The organism is Bacillus sp. B25(2016b) (genome assembly GCF_001679765.1).
GTDB classification, from domain to species: Bacteria; Bacillota; Bacilli; order Bacillales; family Bacillaceae_G; genus Bacillus_A; species Bacillus_A thuringiensis_K.
In genome coordinates this window covers 3,848,156-3,869,126 of record NZ_CP016285.1, presented here as the reverse complement: position 1 = coordinate 3,869,126, position 20,971 = coordinate 3,848,156, and the positions used below count along the sequence as shown (strand labels likewise).

Below are 20,971 nucleotides of genomic sequence, written 5' to 3'. Positions count from 1 at the left end.
AAGATTTCTTAATTCTTCCGGTTATAAATAAAGCATTGCAAGGAGAGATTAAAAAGTGAAGCCAAGAGGCTGAATGTGGGGTAGGAGCGAGGAGAGTGAACAAGTTGAAATTAGAAAAATTTCGAAAAATAATAGGTCTTTGTCTCCTTGTTTCTTTAGTTTTTATTGGATGTTTTAAACCGCTTCGAACGTTTATTTCATCACCGAAACAACTTGTTGTTTTTGAAGGACAACAATCAGAAATATCATCATTACCAGTTTTCAAAGCTTCATCCACAAATCGTCATGTATTTACAGTGAGTTCGAATGAACAAAAACAAGGACTTATGGTAAATTCTCATCAAAATGGTGAAGCTGATATGGTATTTCAGCTTGCTGGTTTTCCAGTGAAAAAAGTAAATGTGAAAGTGTTAAAAGATTTTAAAGTGATTCCAGGTGGACAATCAATTGGTGTGAAATTAAATACAAAAGGTGTACTTGTTGTAGGCCATCATTTAATTCAAACTGAAAAAGGTAAAATATCTCCTGGTGAAACAGCAGGTGTACAAATCGGAGATATGATTACTGAAATTAATGGTAAAACAATTGAAAGAATGAGTGATGTAGCACCGTTTATTCATAATAGTGGAGAAACAGGTGAACCGCTTAATCTTGTATTGTTAAGAGATGGAAAATATATTCGTACGAAGCTAACTCCACAAAAAGACAACGGTGAATCGTCTTATCGAATTGGCTTGTATATCCGTGATTCGGCAGCTGGAATTGGAACGATGACATTTGTTCATCCAGATTCTATGAAATATGGGGCACTTGGTCATGTTATTTCTGATAATGATACGAAAAAGCCGATTCAAGTCGAAGATGGACAAATTATGCGCTCGACAGTTACATCGATTGAAAGAGGTAGTCATGGGAATCCAGGAGAGAAATTAGCAAGATTCTCACCAGACCGTGAAGTGATTGGCGATATTACAATTAATAGTCCATATGGTATTTTTGGAAAATTAAAGACGAATATGAAAAACGGTATAATGGATAAAGCAATGCCTATTGCATTATCTCATCAAGTAAAAGAAGGACCAGCAAAAATATTAACAGTTATTAATCAAGATAAAGTAGAGGCGTTTGATATTGAAGTTGTTAGTACAGTGCAGCAAAAATTCCCAGCTACAAAGGGTATGGTAATAAAAGTAACAGATAAACGTCTATTAGCGAAAACGGGCGGTATCGTACAAGGAATGAGTGGAAGTCCAATTGTACAAAATGGAAAAGTAATTGGTGCTGTTACACATGTATTTGTAAATGATCCAACATCAGGATATGGTGTTCATATTGAATGGATGTTACATCAAGCTGGAATTAATATTTATGATCAAGAGAAAAAAGCGAGCTAATATATATTATTAGCTCGCTTTTTCTGTTGAAAAATTCGTTGAAATTTTGTAAAAGCTCCGCAAGAGGTGTTTTTTGTTGTAAAATAAAAGGAAAGGGTTGAACGTTTCGTTGTATTTCTATGATGGAATGTGTTGCGAAAGGGAATAAATGAACGATAAACATATTTTTTTGTGATTTTATCGGAAAGTAAGAAACTTTAAAAGGGAATTTTCACACAATTGTCGAACAATTCATGTAGCCTAGAAGGATACACATGTCGGAGAATCGATTCGGTAAGGGAGGAAAAGCTGTGGAGAAAATTAAAGTATGTCTTGTGGATGATAATAAAGAACTAGTATCAATGTTAGAGAGCTATGTAGCCGCTCAAGATGATATGGAAGTAATCGGTACTGCTTATAATGGTCAAGAGTGTTTAAACTTATTAACAGATAAGCAACCTGATGTACTCGTTTTAGACATTATTATGCCACACTTAGACGGTTTAGCTGTATTGGAAAAAATGCGACATATTGAAAGGTTAAAACAGCCTAGCGTAATTATGTTGACGGCATTCGGGCAAGAAGATGTGACGAAAAAAGCTGTTGACTTAGGTGCCTCATATTTCATATTAAAACCATTTGATATGGAGAATTTAACAAGTCATATTCGTCAAGTGAGTGGTAAAGCAAACGCTATGATTAAACGTCCACTACCATCATTCCGATCAGCAACAACAGTAGATGGAAAACCGAAAAACTTAGATGCGAGTATTACGAGTATCATTCATGAAATTGGTGTACCCGCTCATATTAAAGGATATATGTATTTACGAGAAGCGATTTCCATGGTATACAACGATATCGAATTATTAGGATCGATTACGAAAGTATTGTATCCAGATATCGCAAAGAAATATAATACGACAGCGAGCCGTGTGGAGCGCGCAATTCGTCACGCAATTGAAGTAGCGTGGAGCCGTGGGAATATTGATTCTATATCGTCCTTATTTGGTTATACAGTATCCATGTCAAAAGCAAAACCTACGAACTCTGAGTTTATCGCAATGGTTGCGGATAAGTTGAGACTTGAACATAAAGCTAGCTGAGAGTAGAAGTACCAAAGGGTTTTCGTTTTAGTAAAACCGATGCATGCTGGAACTCTATGCTCAATAGTAATTTTAAAATCAATAAACTTTTTAATGAAAGACCAATGAATGTTATAATTCGTTGGTCTTTTTATTTTGTTGAGAAAAAGAGACTATTTGATATCATGGAAAATAAAACCTACTTTTAGTAATATTACATGTAAGTGAGTTTTTTATAAGGCAATTAAATAGATATAGATAGGGAGAAGGGGAATGAAAAATAAAATTTCAACTTGGCTAGGAATAGTAGCAGCTATGGGAGTTCTTGCTATTGCAGTTACATTTGGAATGTTAGAACTTGCCCATAATCCAGTAGATAAAGAAGAGAGTGCTCAAATAGATAAAAAAGAAGACCAAACAATAGTAGATAGATGGAGTCTTTGTTGATGTGTATGTTACTGAAAATTCTACTGAAAGAGAAGTCATTACAGCAATGCATCGCATGACTCATCAAAAAGTGGTGGCAGGACGAAAATCGGGCTCTATCCCAATTATTCAAAATAATGCTAAAAAATTAAAAGAAATTATAAATAAGAATAGCTTTGCGAAGAAAAATGAGCTATTAGCAATTGCTAATAGATGGGTACAAAAGGATTTTAGTAAAATTGTAGAAGATCACAGTTATTTGTCGGATGCTCAAGAAGATAGCATTTGTAAAGCAACTAGAGCAATGGATGCGTTAGAAGAGCAACATTATATTTTAACTACATTCGGGGAGGAAAAAGCGAAAGAATTGTACGAATCAGGGGATGCTCCGCACGTTCAATAAAAAATAATATAAAGGGCTTCTAGTTTTTTTATGATCGTGTTTTTAGGACGCAATGGGAACTTATAAATAAATGGTCTGCTTTCTTTATTACATGTAACAAAAAAGAAAAGGTGTGATTCATTATTAAAGGATGAAGGGACGGCTAAATTGCATCGTAGCACATCTGTTAAAGGATTTTAGTAGGAAAGGCATCCATGATATAATAGAAAATAATAAAAAGTCCTGCAAAACAGGACTGTATTATTCTTCGTCTTTATTTTGTTTTTCTAATTCAACTAGCTTTTGAATTAAAATGTGCTGCGGCATATGCATGAGTTGTTCAAGTGGAACACCTAGTGCTTTTGATAAGCGGACTGCAGTGTCTGGAGAAATTTGTAATGGTTTCATAGAAGTACCTCCTTTTTCGTATAGTATAGCATAAGATTGGGGGAGTGAGGATGACTCTTATATTCGCACATCGTGGTGCGGCTGGAACGTACCCAGAAAATACAATGATTTCATTTGAAGCGGCTGAGTCTTTTAGAGCGGATGGAATTGAACTTGATGTTCAATTAACGAAAGATGGGAAAGTTGTCGTCATTCATGATGAAACGGTGGACCGGACAACAAATGGAAAAGGTGCGGTTCGGAATTATGTATATGAGGACTTATGTAAGTTAGATGCAAGTTATAAATTTGGTGATAAAGTAGGTTTTTGTAAAATACCACTTTTAGAAGAGGTATTAGAATGGCTTGAACAAACGAGTTTGCTACTTAATATTGAACTTAAAAATAATAAAATTCCATACAGAGGTTTAGAGGAAGAAGTTATAACGCTTGTACGGAAATTTAGTTTAGAGGATCGTGTTGTATTTTCTTCGTTTAATCACTACAGTATGAAACGGTGCCATATGATGGCTCCTGATATTCAAACAGCAATTTTATATCGCGAAGGTTTGCATAGTCCGTGGGCATACGCGAAAAAAATGGGGGCTACAGCAGTACATCCGAATTATCGTTACCTTCAAGATGCTATTGTCGAACTAACGATGGAAAGTGGTGTAGAGGTTCGCCCTTATACAATTAATGAAGAAACGCTTATGCGTAAATATTTTGATATGAATATATCGGCGATTATTACTGATTACCCTGAAACGGCAAGAACGTTATTGCCAATAAAAAAATGAGACCGCGTGTAACGGTCTCATTTTTTTATTTATAAATAGTGGGGCATTCCTATCTTCTAAAGCGAGCTTGTACTTTATTTCGTTTGCGATCTCGGTGCAAGACGAAGCCACCAAAGATATAAAAGCCGAGCGCGAAGCAGAGAGCGCCGATTAAAAATTGTAACCACAGTATAGAAATTGGTGGAAATAGAATCCCGAATACCGTATCTCTCATTAACTTTATACCAAATACAGCTAATGAAATAGGGATGAGTGCTAATAGTAGAGCAACGTAACGCTGCATACATAATACTCCTTTTCAGATTATTTCGTATATTTTAATGATGTTATACGGAAAGGGGTTTGTCAAGAGGGTGCTGAACGAGTAAGATAAGGGTGTGAAAAAATTTGCAGAGTTACTTCGAGAGGAAGTGTAATATATGAAACAAAAAGTATTAATTGTTGGTGCAGGTGAAGGCGGGAGCGCACTGCTGAATCTGTTACAAAGTTCGAATATATTTCAAATTATAGGGATTATTGATATAAATCCATTGGCAAAAGGATTACAAATTGCTAAGGAATACGGGATTGCAATTGGAGAAAGTGTAACTCCATTTCTTTCTATGCATATTGATGTAATATTTGATATGACAGGTGAAGATGATGTACATAAAGTTTTATTGGAAAAAAAGAAAAAAGACACTCTTCTTATACCAGGTGATATCGCAAAAATTGTTACAGGATTAGCGCATGAGAAGGAAGGGCTAATTGGGCAGTTAGAGGAACAAACGCAACAAGGAGAATTAATTTTAAATTCTACACATGACGGCATGATCGTAATTGATCGAGAGGGACAAGTTCGTCTTTTTAATAAAAGTGCAGAGCGTATTATCGGATATAAAAAAGAAGAGGCGATAGGAAAATATATTTTAGAAGTCATTCCAACTAGTAAATTACTTCGCATTATACGTACGAAACAAATAGAAGTAAATTATGAACTGACATTAGAGAATGGAAAGAAAATTATTACAACGCGTATTCCAATATTAAAAGAAGGCGGAGAGGTGCAAGGGGCATTTGCAATTTTTAAAGATATAACAGAAGTTGTAGATCTTGCGGAAGAAGTTACAGATTTAAAAGAAATTCAAACACTATTAGAGGCAATTATTAACTCATCTGAAGAAGCGATTTCAGTTGTGGATGAAAAAGGAAGAGGTTTAGTCATTAACCCGGCATATACGAAATTAACGGGTTTAACAGAAGAAGATATTATTGGGAAGCCTGCTACAACTGATATTGTAGAAGGCGAAAGTATGCATATGAAAGTACTTCGAACGCGTCGTGCGGTGCGCGGAATACATATGAAGATTGGGCAAAAAAAGCGAGATGTAATTGTAAACGTAGCACCAGTTATTGTGGATGGAATATTGAAAGGAAGCGTCGGCGTTATCCGTGACGTGTCGGAAATTCAAAAATTAACAAATGAATTGAATAGAGCAAGGCAAATTATTCGCACATTAGAAGCGAAATATTCATTTGATGATATTGTCGGAAATTCAGATGAAACAACTGCAGCTATCGAACAGGCGAAGCTAGGAGCGAATACACCAGCAACAGTACTGTTACGCGGGGAATCTGGGACTGGTAAAGAATTGTTTGCACATGCAATCCATAATGGAAGTAATCGAAAATACAATAAGTTCGTCCGTGTAAACTGTGCGGCCATTTCGGAGACGTTGTTAGAAAGTGAATTATTTGGTTATGAGGAAGGGGCGTTTTCTGGAGCGAAAAGAGGCGGGAAACGTGGGTTCTTTGAGGAAGCGAATAACGGTAGTATTTTTTTAGATGAAATAGGGGAGTTGTCTGCAAATACACAAGCGAAACTCCTTCGTGTATTGCAGGAAAAAGAAATTGTAAAAGTTGGTGGAACGAAAGCGATACCTATTAATGTTCGAGTAATTGCAGCGACACATGTGAATTTAGAAAAGGCTATTCTAGAAGGGAAGTTTAGGGAGGATTTATATTATCGATTAAATAAAATCCCAATTCAAATTCCATCTCTTCGTCAACGTAAAGGAGATATACCGACAATTGCGGACAGGTTGATTCAAAAAATTAATCAAGATTACGGTCGTAATGTAGAAGGGCTCACTGATTCAGCCGTTTTATATTTACAATCATACGAATGGCCAGGAAATGTGAGGGAACTTGAAAATATTTTGGGGAGAGCTATTATCTTTATGAATTATAACGAGACCTATATTGATGTACACCATTTACCGCCATTACATAACGAAGAGCAGGTGGAGTCAAAGCAATCTCATTTATTACCTGAATTAGAAGAAAAGCCACTTGAACATTTAGTGACAGAGTTTGAAGGGAATATTATTTATGAATATTTGGAGAGATTTGATGGGAATAAAACACAAACTGCAAAAGCGTTAGGAATTTCCGTTCGAAATTTATATTACAAGCTAGAAAAGTATAACCATGCAAAAAATAGCACGCAATAAATTGCATACCGTGCAATTTATTGCATGGTATGCAAAAAGCGACAAGATAAGACGGAATTTTTCGTTATTTTCCAAAGTATTGATTTTACTGCATTTTGAATACGTTTTCATTATTGGTAAGACCACTTTTAAAAGTTGGCACGGTATTTGCTTTATAAATGGACGAGGGACGACGGAAAGGGTTGATTACAAAATATGAAGTTAGAATACTTAATTGATCAAGCAGGACAGCCTAAAAAAACTGTGGCTGTAGCAGTAGCTGAAGATCATGAAGTAATTGAAGCTGTAGCGAAAGCAATTAAATTACAGCTAGCTCAATTTCGTCTATATGGAAATCAAGAAAAAATAATGGGGATGCTACAAGAACATGGTTTACAAACTTCAGAACATGTTGAAGTGATTGCAGCAATGTCTAGTGCTGAAGCTGCAGAACTTTCTATTAAAGCTGTGAGAAATGGTGAAGCAGATGTGCTTATGAAGGGGAACATCCCAACAGCAAATATTTTGAAGGCTGTGTTAAACAAAGAGTGGGGCCTACGTAAAGGTAGCGTACTTTCACATGTAGCAGCATTTGAAGTTCAAAATTACGACCGTCTTATTTTCGTTACAGATGCAGCGATGAACATCGCACCTGACGTAACACAAAAAGCTGCTATTATACAAAATACTGTAGAAGTTGCCCAGGCAATAGGAATCGACTTGCCCAAAGTGGCACCAATCGCAGCAGTAGAAGTTGTGAATCCAGCGATGCAGGCGACAATTGATGCAGCGATGTTAACACAAATGAATCGCCGCGGACAAATTAAAGATTGTATCGTTGATGGACCACTTGCTTTAGATAATGCAGTATCACAAATTGCAGCAGAGCATAAAGGCATAGTAAGTGATGTAGCAGGTAAGGCAGATATTTTACTCGTCCCAACGATTGAAGCTGGAAATGTGCTATATAAATCACTCGTATACTTTGCGGATGCAAAAGTAGGAGCAATGATTGCTGGCGCAAAAGCACCGATTGTTTTAACATCTCGTGCTGATTCAGCAGAAACAAAAGTATATTCATTAGCATTGGCAGTTGCGACTGCTTCAAAATAAACCAAAAAGGGTAAAACATTAGGGGGAAACGACAATGACATTAGAAATCTTCGAATACTTAGAAAAATATGATTATGAGCAAGTAGTATTTTGTCAAGATAAAGAATCTGGTTTAAAAGCAATTATTGCAATTCATGATACAACACTTGGACCGGCTCTTGGTGGAACAAGAATGTGGACATATGATTCTGAAGAAGCGGCGATTGAAGATGCATTGCGTCTTGCAAAAGGGATGACATACAAAAACGCAGCAGCTGGTTTAAACTTAGGTGGTGCGAAAACAGTAATTATCGGTGATCCTCGTAAAGATAAGAGCGAAGCAATGTTCCGTGCACTAGGACGTTATATCCAAGGACTAAACGGACGTTACATTACAGCTGAAGATGTTGGTACAACAGTAGATGATATGGATATTATCCATGAAGAAACTGACTTTGTAACAGGTATCTCACCATCATTCGGTTCTTCTGGTAACCCATCTCCAGTAACTGCATACGGTGTTTACCGTGGTATGAAAGCAGCTGCAAAAGAAGCTTTCGGTACTGACAATTTAGAAGGAAAAGTAATTGCTGTTCAAGGCGTTGGTAACGTAGCATATCACCTATGCAAACATTTACACGCTGAAGGAGCAAAATTAATCGTTACAGATATTAATAAAGAAGCTGTACAACGTGCTGTAGAAGAATTCGGTGCATCAGCAGTTGAACCAAATGAAATTTACGGTGTTGAATGCGATATTTACGCACCATGTGCATTAGGCGCAACAGTTAATGATGAAACTATTCCACAACTTAAAGCAAAAGTAATCGCAGGTTCTGCAAATAACCAATTAAAAGAAAATCGTCACGGTGACATCATTCATGAAATGGGTATTGTATACGCACCAGATTATGTAATTAATGCAGGTGGCGTAATTAACGTAGCAGACGAATTATATGGATACAATAGAGAACGTGCACTAAAACGTGTTGAGTCTATTTATGACACAATTGCAAAAGTAATCGAAATTTCAAAACGCGATGGCATAGCAACTTATGTAGCGGCAGATCGTCTAGCTGAAGAGCGCATTGCAAGCTTGAAAAATTCTCGTAGCACTTACTTACGCAACGGTCACGATATTATTAGCCGTCGCTAATCATTCATATATAACTTTTACAAAAGGCGTGGTTACCTCTTATGAGGTTTCCGCTTCCTTTTGAATTTATTAGTGGAGGTAGCAACATTGTCTGTAAATCGAATTCTTGTTATTAACCCAGGTAGTACATCCACAAAAATTGGTGTTTTTGATAATGAAAGACCCGTTTTAGAAGAAACGATTCGTCATGACGTAGAACAGATTGGGAAATACAAGCGAATTATCGACCAATATGAGTTTCGAAAAGAAACGATTTTAGAAGTTCTACATTCTCATGGTATTAACATTTCAAAATTAAACGCTGTTTGTGGACGTGGTGGATTACTTCGTCCAATCGAAGGCGGTACGTATACAGTAAACGATGCGATGTTAGAAGATTTAAAAAATGGGTTTAGCGGTCATCACGCTTCAAACCTTGGAGGCATTTTAGCATATGAAATTGCTTCTGGATTAAACATTCCTGCATTTATTGTGGATCCTGTCGTTGTAGATGAGATGGAGCCAGTTGCTCGTATAAGTGGTATTGCTGGTATGGAACGTAAAAGTATCTTCCATGCATTAAATCAAAAAGCAGTTGCTCGTAAAGTAGCCGAACAGTTAAACCACAAATATGAGGATTTAAATTTATTAGTTACACATATGGGCGGTGGTATTACAGTTGGTGCTCATAAAAAAGGAAGAGTAATCGATGTGAATAACGGTTTAAACGGAGAAGGACCATTTAGTCCAGAGCGTGCTGGTACAGTACCAGTAGGGCAACTAGTAGAAATGTGTTTCTCTGGTGAGTATTACCGAGATGAAATGATTAAAAAGCTTGTCGGACAAGGTGGACTTGTAAGTTTAATCGGTACAAATGATGCGATTAAAGTAGAGAAAATGGTTGAAAAAGGTGATCCTGAAGCAACTCTTATTTATAAAGCAATGGCATATCAAGTTGCAAAAGAGATTGGCGGAGCTAGCGCTGTACTTCACGGGAAAATCGATGCAATCGTATTAACTGGTGGACTGGCATACAGTAAAATTCTTGTCGATGAAATAAAAGAGCGAGTGGACTGGATTGCAGATGTTATTGTACATCCAGGCGAAGATGAGTTAGAAGCGTTAGCAGAAGGAGCACTTCGTGTATTACGTGAAGAAGAAGCTCCAAAAGAATACGTTGTACGTGAAAAAGAAACGGTAGCTAGGGGTTGAGATAATGGCAAAAGAATATGATTTAGTCATCGTTGGCGGCGGTACTGGTGGATATGTTGCTGCAATTCGTGCATCACAACTAGGGTTAAAAACTGCACTAGTCGAAAAAGAAAATCTTGGTGGTACTTGTTTACACAAAGGATGTATCCCTAGTAAAGCTCTTTTACGTAGTGCGGAAGTATATGCAACTGCTAAAAAAAGCGAAGAGTTCGGAGTTATTGCAAGCAATGTAGAACTAAACTTTGCGAAAGTACAAGAGCGTAAAGAGAAGATTGTAACGCAGCTTCATAAAGGCGTTCAACACTTAATGAAACAAGGTAAAATTGATGTGTTTGAAGGTATTGGCCGTATTCTTGGCCCATCTATTTTCTCTCCGATGCCAGGGACAATTTCAGTTGAACTTGCAAGTGGAGAAGAGAATGAAATGTTAATTCCCAAAAATGTACTTATTGCAACAGGTTCTCGTCCAAATTCATTACCAGGTTTAGAATTAGACGGAGAGTACGTAATGTCTTCAGATCATGCTCTAAAAATGGAAACGCTTCCTAGTTCGATTATTATCGTTGGTGGCGGTGTAATCGGTATTGAGTGGGCATCTATGCTTGCTGACTTCGGTGTAGAAGTTACAGTATTAGAGTATGCGAAAACGATATTACCACTAGAAGATCAAGACGTCTCAAAAGAAATGCAACGTCTATTCAAGAAAAAAGGTATTAAAGTAGTAACTGGTGCAAAAGTATTACCAGAAACATTGGTAAAAGATAATGGAGTAACAATCCAAGCTGAACACAACGGTGAAAATAAAGAATTTAAAGCAGAAAAAATGCTTGTATCTGTAGGAAGACAAGCGAATACGCAAAATATTGGCTTAGAGAACACAGATATCGTTGTGGAAAAAGGATACATTCAAACAAATGAGTTTTATCAAACGAAAGAATCGCATATTTACGCAATTGGAGATGTAATCGGTGGCCTGCAACTTGCTCACGTTGCTTCTCATGAAGGAATTGCTGCAGTAGAACATATTGCAGGGAAAGAAGTTACACCAATTGATTACTCTATGGTATCAAAATGCGTATATAGCAGTCCAGAAGTTGCTTCTGTCGGTTTAACAGAACAAGAAGCGAAAGAAAAAGGCTATAAGTTAAAAGTAGGTAAGTTCTCATTCCGCGCAATCGGAAAAGCACTTGTATACGGAGAATCAGATGGTTTCGTAAAACTTGTAGTTGATGAAGAGACAAATGACATTCTTGGTGTTCATATGATCGGACCGCATGTAACAGATATGATTTCTGAAGCTGGTCTTGCAAGAGTACTTGATGCAACACCTTGGGAAGTAGCACATACAATTCATCCGCATCCATCATTATCTGAGGCGATTGGTGAAGCAGCACTTGCTGTAGATGGAAGAGCGTTACACGCATAAAAATGTGGATTTAGGAGGTTATGAAAAATGGCAGAAGTAAAAGAAAAGCGCCATGAAGAGCTTGGCTTAAGTGATGAGCAAGTATTAGAAATGTTCCGTACGATGTTACTTGCACGTAAAATCGACGAACGTATGTGGTTATTAAACCGCGCTGGTAAAATTCCATTCGTAATTTCTTGTCAAGGACAAGAGGCTGCACAAGTTGGAGCGGCGTTCGCTCTTGATAGAGAGAAAGATTATGCATTACCATACTACCGTGATATGGGTGTTGTACTAGCATTTGGTATGACAGCTAAAGAGCTTATGTTGTCTGCTTTCGCGAAAGCTGGAGATCCAAACTCTGGTGGTCGTCAAATGCCTGGTCACTTCGGTCAAAAGAAAAATCGTATTGTTACAGGTTCATCTCCAGTAACAACGCAAGTACCACATGCAGTCGGTATTGCACTAGCTGGAAAAATGGAGAAGAAAGATTTAGTAACGTTCGTTACATTTGGAGAAGGTTCTTCAAACCAAGGTGACTTCCATGAGGGGGCAAACTTTGCTGGTGTACACAAACTACCTGTTATTTTTATGTGTGAAAATAACAAATATGCAATCTCTATTCCAGTTGAAAAACAATTAGCATGTAAAAACGTATCAGATCGTGCGATTGGTTACGGTATGCCTGGATATACAATAGACGGAAACGATCCGCTTGCAGTATATAAAGCTGTAAAAGAAGCAGCAGATCGCGGTCGTCGTGGTGAAGGCCCAACTTTAATTGAAACAGTATCATATCGTTTAACAGCACATTCTAGTGACGATGATGATCGTGTTTATCGTGATAAAGAAGAAGTAGAAGAAGCAAAGAAAAAAGATTCAATTATAACATTCGCGGCTTATTTAAAAGAAGCTGGTGTGTTAACTGAGGAATCGGAAAAACAAATGTTAGACGAAATTATGCATATCGTAAATGAAGCAACAGAATATGCAGAAAATGCTCCGTATGCAGCACCTGAAGATGCATTGAAGCACGTATACGCAGAATAGGGGGGAACGTTTCATGGCTGTAATGTCTTATATTGATGCTATTACATTAGCAATGCGCGAAGAAATGGAACGCGATGAGAAAGTATTCGTTTTAGGAGAAGATGTTGGTAAAAAAGGTGGTGTGTTTAAAGCGACACACGGTTTGTATGATCAATTTGGTGAAGATCGTGCGCTTGATGCACCGCTTGCAGAATCTGCAATTGCTGGGGTAGCAATTGGTGCGGCAATGTATGGTATGCGTCCAATCGCTGAAATGCAGTTTGCTGATTTCATCATGCCAGCAGTAAACCAAATTGTTTCTGAGGCAGCAAAAATTCGTTATCGTTCTAATAATGATTGGACTTGTCCAGTTACAATTCGTGCACCATTTGGCGGGGGTGTTCACGGTGCATTGTATCATTCACAATCTGTAGAAGCGATGTTTGCAAACCAACCAGGTTTAAAAATCGTTATCCCTTCTACACCATATGATGCAAAAGGCTTATTAAAAGCAGCCATTCGTGATGAAGATCCAGTATTATTCTTCGAACATAAACGTGCATATCGTTTAATTAAAGGTGAAGTGCCGGAGGATGACTACGTATTACCAATCGGAAAAGCAGATGTAAAACGTGAAGGTGATGATATTACAGTTATCACGTACGGATTATGTGTTCATTTTGCTCTTCAAGCGGCTGAAAAGTTAGCACAAGATGGCATCTCTGCACACATTCTTGATTTACGTACTGTATATCCATTAGATAAAGAAGCAATCATTGAAGCAGCTTCTAAAACAGGTAAAGTTCTTCTTGTAACAGAAGACAATAAAGAAGGAAGCATTATGAGTGAAGTGGCAGCAATTATTGCTGAAAACTGTCTATTTGATTTAGATGCGCCAATCGCACGTCTTGCAGGTCCAGACGTTCCAGCAATGCCATATGCACCAACAATGGAAAAATTCTTTATGGTAAATCCAGATAAAGTTGAAAAAGCAATGCGTGAACTTGCGGAATTTTAATCGGGGGGACTATACATGGCTGTAGAAAATATTACAATGCCTCAGCTCGGGGAGAGCGTTACAGAGGGCACAATTAGTAAATGGCTCGTTAATGTTGGCGATCACGTAAACAAGTATGATCCGCTTGCAGAAGTAATGACTGATAAAGTAAATGCTGAAGTACCATCTTCTTTCACGGGTATTGTGAAAGAGTTAATCGCTGGTGAAGGTGATACGTTAGCTGTAGGTGAAGTAGTTTGTGTGATTCAAGTAGAAGGCGCAGATGAAGTAGCAGCAACAGCTGTTGAGGAAAAAACAAAAGAAGAACCAAATGCAGAAGTAGCTACGTCTGAAAAAGCACCGAAAGTAAAACAACCAACTGATGGAAAACCACGTTTTTCACCAGCTGTGTTAAAACTTGCGGGTGAGCATAACGTTGATTTAGATTTAGTAGAAGGTACGGGAGCAAACGGCCGTATCACTCGTAAAGATATTTTAAAGCTAGTGGAATCTGGAAATATTCCACAAGCAGGTGCGGCGAAGAAAGAGGAAGCTGTAGCGGCAGTAGTAGAAGCTCGCCCAGAAGCACCAAAAGCAGCACCAGTAGCGCAAAAAATAGAAGCTGCGAAACCAGTTTCTGTACCTACAATGCCTGGAGATATCGAAATTCCAGTAACAGGTGTGCGTAAAGCAATCGCAGCAAACATGTTACGTAGTAAACACGAAGCACCACATGCTTGGATGATGATTGAAGTAGATGTGACAAACCTTGTGTCATACCGTAACTCAATTAAAGGTGAATTTAAGAAGCGTGAAGGCTTTAACTTAACGTTCTTTGCTTTCTTCGTAAAAGCAGTAGCACAAGCGTTAAAAGAGTATCCTCAAATTAATTCAATGTGGGCTGGCGATAAAATTGTTCAGAAGAAAGATATTAACCTTTCTATCGCTGTTGCAACAGAGGAAGAACTATTTGTACCAGTAATTAAGCAAGCGGACGAGAAAACAATTAAAGGTATCGCTCGTGAAATTACAGAACTTGCAGGAAAAGTACGTACGAAATCGTTAAAAGCAGACGAAATGCAAGGTGGAACATTTACAATTAATAACACAGGATCATTCGGCTCTGTTCAATCTATGGGTATTATTAATTACCCACAAGCGGCTATTTTACAAGTTGAATCAATTGTAAAACGCCCAGTAATTATGGATAACGGTATGTTCGGTGCTCGTGATATGGTTAACTTATGTTTATCACTTGATCACCGAGTACTTGATGGTTTAATTTGTGGTAAGTTCTTAGGACGTGTTAAAGAAATTTTAGAAAACATGTCAGAAAATAATACATCTGTATATTAGTCAACTACCCCCACTGAGATGAAGCATTTCAGTGGGGGCTTGAGTTTGAACGCTAGGTCTTTTCGTCTATCGCTAGACAGTTTGACGCTCTAGCATTCATGCCACCTTATGGTAACACCCCAAGTATATTTTTGGTCGGTACTGACAACGAACGATTGTTTTCCCACTTGCACCACTCTTTCGAAAAAGAGAAGTTCTTCCCTATGGAAGAAGCCACCGCTCAGATGAATCCGGCGTGTGCTACAAGCCCCGACAAGTCAAGTACACATGGATGGTTGACGCACCCACTAAGCTATGCGCGAAGTAACAGCCTTACGTTTTTGCACTTCTAATAGAATCGGCGTTTTCACTTTCAGATTTTCATCCAATTCTACAATTTTTGATTTTTTCAATGTATTCAACGCATCATTAATATCAGCATAGATACATGTTCCTGCTTTACTTTGGTACAGACCGCGAGTAATTCGTTTGCCACTAAAGCGATACTGCGTCCTATCATCCTTAGACCAAACTGGAACCGGATCTTTATCAAGAAAACTAGCTTTTGAAGTATAGCTTTCTTCTTGTTTTAAAAATCGAATGCCTTCTTTTATACATTTATTCTCAATCGCTGCAATCAGTTTATGAAATGGGATTTGAACAAACTTTTGATTATTCTGTTTCCCCATATGAGATTTTTGTTTCCAACCAGCGTTATACCCTACAACAATCGTATCTATATCGAATTCTTTCACTTTTTTGAACAACAGGCCTACCGCTTGTGAAATGTAACCATTTATTTGTTTTTCTCGGTTATGCCAAAGTGCAGCGATTTTATTCGTTACAACTCGTTTTGAAAGTCCATTCTCCATATTTTTCTGTTGTAGATTACGTATCGTTTTGTTGAAGTATTGATTTATAGATTTTAATTTTTTCCCATCAATTAAGAAGGCGTCACCTGTATTGGTTACGCAACTTACTAATCTATCTACACCTAAATCGCAACTCAAAGCGTTACTCGTAGTCGTGGATGGTTTCTTCATTTGAGAAACGTGCATTTCATATGTATAATGCACCTCAAAGAACCGACCTTTTTGCTTCGGTACAATCTCAATGTAGGAGATTTTTTTATGTCTTAAATTTTTTGGCATACGTATTTTAATGGAACCGAATTTTTTTCTGAATGCCACATTCATCGGAATTATCCAATACCCATTATCATCCACTTTTGGAACTTTATAGATTTCGATGATTCGTTTGTCAGTGGAACGAGAATAATTCGGAAACTTAGGACGACCTGTGAACTTGTCAGGATGTTTCTTCCACTGTTCCATTGCTTTAAAAAAGCTCTTCACTTCTGTAAATAAGGCTCTACGAATCGCTTGAACAGAGTTTGATTGAACGCCCGAGTAGTTCATATCGGCTTGCATGGCAGTATCCACTTCTTTTACAGTAGCCATCCTGTTATTGTTTAAGTAACTTTGTTTCATCGTGTACAAGCCAACATTTCGCAAAGCTTTTGAACTATGCGACATACGCTCAAGTAAACGAAATTCTTTTGCAGTCAGGATAGTTCGTCCGATATTCTGTTTCTGCGTGAATCGTTGCATCTTTTCTCTTTTCTTTTGTTTCCGTAATACTTTCACTGCTTTCTTTCTAGCCATTTCTTTCACCACCTTTCTTAGAGAGTTCATTACTTTTGACAAATCAATATTTGAAACGAAATGAAACAACATGCGAACATGGTCTTCATCGTAATTCCTTTTGGATCAAGTAGCGGAATGATAATCATTATCTAATTTCGTTGTCTTACAATCTATTCCCTCCTTATCTACATGATATCGTAAGAAAAAAAGAAACAAACATTCGCCTTGAAAATTATTATGAGCGAAACAAAAGAGTTCAGCCTATCATCTTATTTCTTCATCTACATCCTACTATATGTATAATACCTTTCCCAGTAATCTTACAATAAACAATTATGTATTAGGAATTTACGAAAATACATTGCTGATATATGGTATATGGATATAAAATAAGAAAAGAATAATTTTTTTGGCAAATCTTACTGATGAAACTGTAGTATAATAGATATTGTATTGTATGAAAAAGAGAGTTATTCTATATAAGTGTTTTATAGATAATGTGTAATCAGTCGTCAAAACATGAAGAATGTTGACTCCTGGTTTTTTATTTTTGTCGTAACAATGTTTCAGGAGGATGTCATGAAAAGAAGTACCGAGTTTCTAAAAAGTTTAGATGTAAAATTAATTTTAATTTTGTGTGCACTATGTGTGACGAGTATAGCTGCTATATATAGCAGTCAGCAAACGGGCCAGTATGGAGCTGCAAACTTTGCTATGAAACAAGGTGTTAACTACATAATTGGGATTGTATTGTTACTTCTTGTTGCAAGCATCGACTTAGATCAATTGCAAAAATTGTCTTGGCCACTTTATATTGCCGGGTTTGGTTCACTTATTCTTTTGAAAATACTACCGGTTTCCACCTTCACACCTGAAAAATTAGGTGCAAAAAGATGGTTCGTTTTTCCAGTACTTGGACAAATTCAGCCGTCTGAGTTTTTCAAAATTGCATTGCTTCTTGTAGTAGCAAGCATAGCTGTGAAACATAATGCGCAGTATATGGCAAGGACATTCCAAACGGATTTAAAATTAGTAGGTAAAATTATGCTAGTTTCTCTTCCTCCTATGGCTGTTGTATATAGCCAACCGGATACAGGTATGGTGTTCTTATATGCTGCTGCTATTGCATGTATTTTATTTATGTCAGGTATTCAAAAAAAATTGATAGCATTATGTACAGTTATTCCGGTGACCATATTATCTACATTAATATTTATTTTCTTTAAGTATCCAGATTTTTTCTATAATAAGTTAGTTACTTTACTAAAACCTCACCAACAGTCGCGTATTGTAGGTTGGTTAAATCCATTTGAAAATGCAGATCAAGGTTATCAAACACAGCAATCGATTTTAGCTGTAGGTAGTGGAGGAATGGAAGGCAAAGGGTTTGGGGGAGGAAGCGTCTATATCCCAGAGAAGCATACTGACTTTATTTTCGCTACAATTGCCGAAGAAGGTGGATTTATCGTAGCAGCCTTAGTTGTCTTCTTGTTCCTATTACTACTATATCGAACAATTATTATTGGTTATTCTGCTGATAATTTATTTGGTACATTATTATGCGCTGGATCGATCGGTATATTAACAGTTCAAATATTCCAAAACATCGGTATGATTGTTGGATTAATGCCTGTAAAAGGTATTGCATTACCTTTCTTATCATATGGGGGAAGTTCCTTATTCTCGAATATGATTATGATGGGGCTCATACTATCGGTACGGAAAACTTATAAAAAATATATGTTTTCAGTTAAGTAAAAAAAGCTGGTTCGTTTTTAAACGAACCAGCTTTTTTACATATATGCTCATAAACGTTGCAAACTAAAACAGGATAGCAGTTTGAGACGGGTAAGGAGTGCAAAGTGATGCATATGCATATTTTTGAAGGAGCAAAGCATCTTTCAATTGGTGAATGGGTTGTTCGAGTTATAATAGCGTAGATATTTTTAATATTAGTTGCGCTTTTTAGATGTCGTATTAGTGTTATTACTTGGCGGGAATATTTCTAATGCAGTTTTTGATGAAAAGGTCGGATTACTTGGTTCAATGAGTACAATTTGTATACTAGTTGTACTTCATATTGTAAGCTCTATTTTAATGTTGAAATGGGATAGATGGAGACGGTTTTTAAAGCCTGCACCGATTATTCTTATACATAATGGTTCCATTGATTGTAGCAATTTGAAAAAGGCGAGAATTACGGCGGGATATTTATTTTCGGAATTTCGTATGCGAAATGTGAGCGATATTCAAACGATTAAATTAGCATTATGGGAAGCAAACGGTGTCGTTTCTATATTTCGGTATCCAAAATATGAAGCAGTTTCGCGGCTTGATCTTAAAGTGGCGGGAAAAAAATCTCCAGTTTCTTTTGTATTAGTAAAGGATGGGAGGATACAGAAAGATGTTCTTGCATTATTAGGAAAAACAGAAGCGTGGGCGAGAGAATTGCTAGAGGAGAGTACAGAAGTCGAATCTATCATGTTAGCTACAATAGATGAATCACATAAAATAAATATTTTGTTAAAAAAATGAAAGATATACGCATTTTGTCGTTTCGTACATATGATACAATAGTGTGGACAACGAAAAAGGAGGCGATACGGTGGGATATGTAGAAGAATTACGAAAAATAGTTGGTCATCGCCCTTTAATTTTAGTTGGTGCTGTTGTACTCGTTATAAATGAAAATGGATATGTTTTATTACAGCAGCGGACAGAGCCGTACGGAAAATGGGGGCTACCTGGCGGGCTAATGGAGCTTAGTGAATCACCAGAAGAAACAGCTTATCGTGAAGTATATGAAGAGACAGGAATAAAAGTGAAGAATTTGCGACTAATCAATGTATTTTCTGGAGCGAACTACTTTACAAAATTAGCAAACGGTGATGAATTTCAATCTGTAACAACCGCCTATTATACGGATGAATACGAAGGGGATTTTGTTATGAATAAAGAAGAAGCAGTTCAGCTTAAATTCTTTTCACTAACAGAACTACCTGACTATATTGTAGGATCGCATAAAAAAATGATTGCTGAATATATGAAGATTATGGAAAAAAAGATATAATAATAGTGAAAGAAATACAAAAACACAGCTCTGGTTGGTAGTCCAGACGCATGATTTCATGTCAGTAACCTTCCCCTCCGGGATGTCCCGTATTTCTAATCTTTTAAAGGAGGGGCTGTCAATGGATTTGACAGTATATCACGATGGTCAATTTTTTGTTGGAATTATTACATGTAAAGAAAAAGGGAAATTGTATGGAGCGAGGTATATTTTTGGAGCGGAACCGTCAGATGAAGAAGTGCTTATGTTTGTGAATGGTTCAATTTTAGAGCATTTTCAGCACTTTGCAAAATGTGGTGTAGAAGTTAATGAAAAACAGCGTCCTAAAAACATAAAGCGTATCATACGACAAGCAGCAAAAGAAACAACTATTAAACGTTTTACTAAGGCGCAAGAGGCGATTAGTTTATCTTATGAATTGCATAAGCAAGAAAAGAAAGTGCAGTCTAAAGAGAAGCGAGAAGCTGAAAAAGAAAGAAGACGTTTAATTAAAGTACAAAAAGCAAAGCAAAAACATCGTGGTCATTAAAGAAAAGGTGTTAGAGCAAGAGCTCTAACACCTTTTCTATACTTAAATACAAGTAAACTTACTTGTATTTCATAAACATTAACTGGTAAGATACAAATAGGTAGTTTTAGAGGAGGGAAAAGAGTGATTAATTTTAACTTTTTTATGAATGATGTTGTCCGCCAAGCGCGTGAAGAGATTGTCTCTGCTGGATATACAGAATTGACGACGCCAGAAGCGGTAGAAGAAGCATTTAAAAGAAATGGAACAACACTTGTAATGGTAAACTCTGTATGTGGTTGTGCAGGTGGTATTGCTCGTCCTGCTGCTGCGCATTCCGTACATTATGATAAACGTCCTAACCACCTTGTAACGGTGTTTGCAGGTCAAGATAAAGAAGCGACAGCAAGAGCGCGTGAATATTTCGAAGGGTACCCACCTTCTTCTCCATCATTTGCTTTATTAAAAGATGGAAAAATTGTAACGATGGTAGAGCGTCATGAAATTGAAGGTCATGAACCGATGCAAGTTATTGCGAAACTACAATCGTATTTCGAAGAGAATTGTGAAGAACTATAAAAAATAAGAGAAAAAGCGGCACATCCACAATCAAGTGGA

The 20,971-nt window shown here is 37.1% G+C and carries 18 protein-coding genes and 2 pseudogenes; 17 read left to right on the top strand and 3 right to left on the bottom strand.

Features of this window, described 5'->3' with window-relative positions; translation table 11 throughout:
• Nucleotides 1-95: 95 nt before the first annotated feature.
• The 3 genes and pseudogenes from spoIVB to BAQ53_RS19665 all read left to right on the top strand — a co-directional run bounded on the left by spoIVB (nucleotide 96) and on the right by BAQ53_RS19665 (nucleotide 3,287).
• Complete coding sequence (gene spoIVB / locus BAQ53_RS19680) at nucleotides 96-1,394, top strand: SpoIVB peptidase (protein WP_002164177.1); 1,299 nt, start codon at nucleotides 96-98, stop codon at nucleotides 1,392-1,394.
• 290 nt (nucleotides 1,395-1,684) lie between these two features.
• The gene (gene spo0A / locus BAQ53_RS19675; RefSeq protein WP_011110369.1) at nucleotides 1,685-2,479 is read left to right on the top strand and encodes a sporulation transcription factor Spo0A; all 795 of its coding nucleotides are present in this window, start codon (nucleotides 1,685-1,687) and stop codon (nucleotides 2,477-2,479) included.
• Nucleotides 2,480-2,731: 252 nt separating this feature from the next.
• Nucleotides 2,732-3,287: pseudogene (locus BAQ53_RS19665) on the top strand (PRK06770 family protein).
• Between the two features lie 240 nt (nucleotides 3,288-3,527).
• Here BAQ53_RS19665 and BAQ53_RS19660 read toward each other — a convergent pair.
• Nucleotides 3,528-3,674, bottom strand: a complete 147-nt coding sequence (locus tag BAQ53_RS19660) for a YycC family protein (RefSeq protein ID WP_000803575.1) — start codon at nucleotides 3,672-3,674, stop codon at nucleotides 3,528-3,530.
• A 50-nt stretch (nucleotides 3,675-3,724) separates the two neighbouring features.
• Between BAQ53_RS19660 and BAQ53_RS19655 the strand changes: the two genes are divergently transcribed.
• Nucleotides 3,725-4,453 (top strand): glycerophosphodiester phosphodiesterase, encoded by a 729-nt coding sequence (locus BAQ53_RS19655; protein ID WP_000172585.1) that lies wholly within the window; start codon nucleotides 3,725-3,727, stop codon nucleotides 4,451-4,453.
• A 49-nt stretch (nucleotides 4,454-4,502) separates the two neighbouring features.
• Here BAQ53_RS19655 and BAQ53_RS19650 read toward each other — a convergent pair whose 3' ends face one another.
• Nucleotides 4,503-4,736 (bottom strand): DUF2627 domain-containing protein, encoded by a 234-nt coding sequence (locus tag BAQ53_RS19650; RefSeq protein ID WP_001190210.1) that lies wholly within the window; start codon nucleotides 4,734-4,736, stop codon nucleotides 4,503-4,505.
• Nucleotides 4,737-4,872: 136 nt separating this feature from the next.
• Between BAQ53_RS19650 and BAQ53_RS19645 the strand changes: the two genes are divergently transcribed.
• The 8 genes from BAQ53_RS19645 to BAQ53_RS19610 all read left to right on the top strand — a co-directional run bounded on the left by BAQ53_RS19645 (nucleotide 4,873) and on the right by BAQ53_RS19610 (nucleotide 15,150).
• Nucleotides 4,873-6,945, top strand: coding sequence for a sigma-54 interaction domain-containing protein (locus tag BAQ53_RS19645; RefSeq protein WP_000810969.1), 2,073 nt, complete (start codon nucleotides 4,873-4,875; stop codon nucleotides 6,943-6,945).
• Nucleotides 6,946-7,140: 195 nt separating this feature from the next.
• On the top strand, nucleotides 7,141-8,037 hold the full coding sequence (gene yqiS / locus BAQ53_RS19640) for a phosphate butyryltransferase (RefSeq protein WP_208906183.1): 897 nt from the start codon (nucleotides 7,141-7,143) through the stop codon (nucleotides 8,035-8,037).
• A gap of 34 nt (nucleotides 8,038-8,071) precedes the next feature.
• Nucleotides 8,072-9,172, top strand: coding sequence for a leucine dehydrogenase (locus tag BAQ53_RS19635; RefSeq protein ID WP_000171357.1), 1,101 nt, complete (start codon nucleotides 8,072-8,074; stop codon nucleotides 9,170-9,172).
• 87 nt (nucleotides 9,173-9,259) lie between these two features.
• Nucleotides 9,260-10,363, top strand: a complete 1,104-nt coding sequence (buk, locus tag BAQ53_RS19630; protein WP_000115780.1) for a butyrate kinase — start codon at nucleotides 9,260-9,262, stop codon at nucleotides 10,361-10,363.
• Nucleotides 10,364-10,367: 4 nt separating this feature from the next.
• Nucleotides 10,368-11,789 carry a dihydrolipoyl dehydrogenase gene (lpdA, locus tag BAQ53_RS19625; protein WP_001051289.1) on the top strand — a complete coding sequence of 474 codons (1,422 nt, stop codon included), beginning with the start codon at nucleotides 10,368-10,370 and terminating at the stop codon, nucleotides 11,787-11,789.
• A gap of 27 nt (nucleotides 11,790-11,816) precedes the next feature.
• On the top strand, nucleotides 11,817-12,818 hold the full coding sequence (gene bfmBAA / locus BAQ53_RS19620; RefSeq protein WP_000852551.1) for a 3-methyl-2-oxobutanoate dehydrogenase subunit alpha: 1,002 nt from the start codon (nucleotides 11,817-11,819) through the stop codon (nucleotides 12,816-12,818).
• A gap of 13 nt (nucleotides 12,819-12,831) precedes the next feature.
• Entirely contained in the window at nucleotides 12,832-13,815 is a 984-nt protein-coding gene (gene bfmBAB / locus BAQ53_RS19615) for a 3-methyl-2-oxobutanoate dehydrogenase subunit beta (protein ID WP_000290071.1), read from the top strand.
• Between the two features lie 15 nt (nucleotides 13,816-13,830).
• On the top strand, nucleotides 13,831-15,150 hold the full coding sequence (locus BAQ53_RS19610) for a dihydrolipoamide acetyltransferase family protein (protein ID WP_061884560.1): 1,320 nt from the start codon (nucleotides 13,831-13,833) through the stop codon (nucleotides 15,148-15,150).
• Nucleotides 15,151-15,437: 287 nt separating this feature from the next.
• On the opposite strand, the gene BAQ53_RS19605 is transcribed toward BAQ53_RS19610, so the two are convergent.
• Nucleotides 15,438-16,793 carry an RNA-guided endonuclease TnpB family protein gene (locus BAQ53_RS19605; protein ID WP_208906182.1) on the bottom strand — a complete coding sequence of 452 codons (1,356 nt, stop codon included), beginning with the start codon at nucleotides 16,791-16,793 and terminating at the stop codon, nucleotides 15,438-15,440.
• A gap of 561 nt (nucleotides 16,794-17,354) precedes the next feature.
• Between BAQ53_RS19605 and BAQ53_RS19600 the strand changes: the two genes are divergently transcribed.
• The 5 genes and pseudogenes from BAQ53_RS19600 (at nucleotide 17,355) to BAQ53_RS19580 (ending at nucleotide 20,932) form a co-directional block, all read left to right on the top strand.
• Nucleotides 17,355-18,533 (top strand): FtsW/RodA/SpoVE family cell cycle protein, encoded by a 1,179-nt coding sequence (locus BAQ53_RS19600; protein WP_000831178.1) that lies wholly within the window; start codon nucleotides 17,355-17,357, stop codon nucleotides 18,531-18,533.
• A 107-nt stretch (nucleotides 18,534-18,640) separates the two neighbouring features.
• A pseudogene (locus tag BAQ53_RS19595) lies at nucleotides 18,641-19,310 on the top strand (DUF421 domain-containing protein).
• Nucleotides 19,311-19,380: 70 nt separating this feature from the next.
• A complete protein-coding gene (locus tag BAQ53_RS19590) occupies nucleotides 19,381-19,845 on the top strand; it encodes an NUDIX hydrolase (protein WP_000542550.1) in 465 nt (154 codons plus the stop codon).
• 121 nt (nucleotides 19,846-19,966) lie between these two features.
• Complete coding sequence (locus BAQ53_RS19585) at nucleotides 19,967-20,374, top strand: YjdF family protein (protein ID WP_000366582.1); 408 nt, start codon at nucleotides 19,967-19,969, stop codon at nucleotides 20,372-20,374.
• A gap of 144 nt (nucleotides 20,375-20,518) precedes the next feature.
• Nucleotides 20,519-20,932 carry a BrxA/BrxB family bacilliredoxin gene (locus BAQ53_RS19580; protein ID WP_001979317.1) on the top strand — a complete coding sequence of 138 codons (414 nt, stop codon included), beginning with the start codon at nucleotides 20,519-20,521 and terminating at the stop codon, nucleotides 20,930-20,932.
• The last annotated feature ends 39 nt before the right edge of the window (nucleotides 20,933-20,971 follow it).